This is a genomic window from Streptomyces malachitofuscus, from assembly GCF_055571035.1.
This window is the reverse complement of sequence record NZ_JBVIGA010000073.1, coordinates 1-1,502: the sequence shown is the minus strand read 5'-3', so window position 1 is coordinate 1,502 and position 1,502 is coordinate 1. Positions and strand designations below refer to the sequence as shown.

1 protein-coding gene is annotated in these 1,502 nt (G+C 65.9%); it reads right to left on the bottom strand.

Annotation, left to right across the window (positions count from 1 at the left end):
- Positions 1-53: 53 nt before the first annotated feature.
- On the bottom strand, positions 54-1,274 hold the full coding sequence (locus ACZ44S_RS39090; RefSeq protein ID WP_466938268.1) for an IS110 family RNA-guided transposase: 1,221 nt from the start codon (positions 1,272-1,274) through the stop codon (positions 54-56).
- Positions 1,275-1,502: the final 228 nt, after the last annotated feature.

Here is a 1,502-nt window from a genome sequence, read left to right as displayed (position 1 = left end):
GGGAGAATCCCAATGACATTGTCAAGCGGGGGCGGTGACGTCCCGTGAGGGCGTCATGCCGCTGCGGCACTGGTCCTGGGCATGGCTGTCTCGAAGGTGCGGTGGTCGCGTATGAGTGCCCAGAGCACGTTGAGGCGGCGTCTGGCCAGTGCGAGGACGGCTTGCTTGTGGGTCTTCCCCTCGGTGCGTTTGCGTTGGTAGAACCGCTGGGATTCGGGGCAGTGGACTGCTGCGACCTGAGCGGAGATGTAGAACATGCGCAGGAGTCGGCGGCTGTAGCGTCGGGGCCTGCGGAGATTGCCGGAGACCTTGCCCGAGTCGCGTGGAACGGGGGCGAGTCCGGCGGCGCCGGCGAGCCGGTCGGGGCTGGCGAAGGCGTTCATGTCGCCGCCGGTCGCGGCGATGAACTCGGCGCCGAGTGTGTCGCCAATGCCGGGCATCGACGTGATCACATCGGCGTCGGGATGTTCGCGAAACCGGCCCTCGATCAGGGTTTCGAGTTCCGCGATCTTCTGGTCAAGAGCCATCACCTCCCTCGCGAGGGTGTGGACCATCTTGGCCGCGGTCTTCTCTCCGGGCACGGCCGTCTGCTGGGCCTCACCGGCGGTCACGGCCGCGTCTGCGGCGCTCTTCGCGGTGGTGAGGGTGCGGACTCCGTGATTCTTCAGCCAGGTCACCAGTCGGGCCCGGCCGACTCGCCGCAGTGCGGCTGGGGTCTGGTATTTCGTGAGCAGGACGAGGGCGGCCTTGGACCTGCTGTAGTCGAAGGCCCGCTCCAGGGCGGGAAAGTACTCCAGCATCTGCGCGCGAAGCCGGTTGATCGCGCGGGTGCGATCCGCGGACAGATCCATGCGTCTCGCGGTGAGGATCTTCAGGTCAACCGCGATCTCACTTGTTGCCTGCAGCGGCTGCAGGTCACGTCGCATGCGGGCCGTGTCGGCGATGACGAAGGCGTCCTTCGCGTCTGTCTTCCCGCTGCCGCGGTAGGCGGCGGAAGCATGATGGACGGTGCGGCCGGGGATGTAGAGCAGTTTCTGCTCGTGGCTGACCAGGAGTGCGATCAAGAGGGCGGCGCCACCGGCGTTGAGGTCCACCGCCCAGGTCACCGGCTCGCCCTCGGCCAGCTCCAGGACGTCACCGAGGAGTTCCAACAGCTCGGTCTCGCTGTTCGGCACCCGGCGGGTGAGGAATACCGTGGCGTCTTTGTCGATCACTGTGCAGTGATGCTCGCCCTTGCCCGCATCCGTACCGGCCCACAACTCGGGCACAGCCACCTCCGAAGTCGTGCGTGCAGTCTTCTTCCCAGCAGACGACCTCGCCGACGTGTCCATACGAAGCGATGCAGTTCGCGTATCCCAATGAGTGGCCGAGTCGTCGCGGGGCATCGGGCGGCCAGTCTCCCAAAGCCACTACAGCGGCAGAAATATGACAGCCACACCCGATGCCCCCGGGTCTCCCGATCCTACGAATGACCGCGAGTAACCCACGAAGAAAGGTATGGA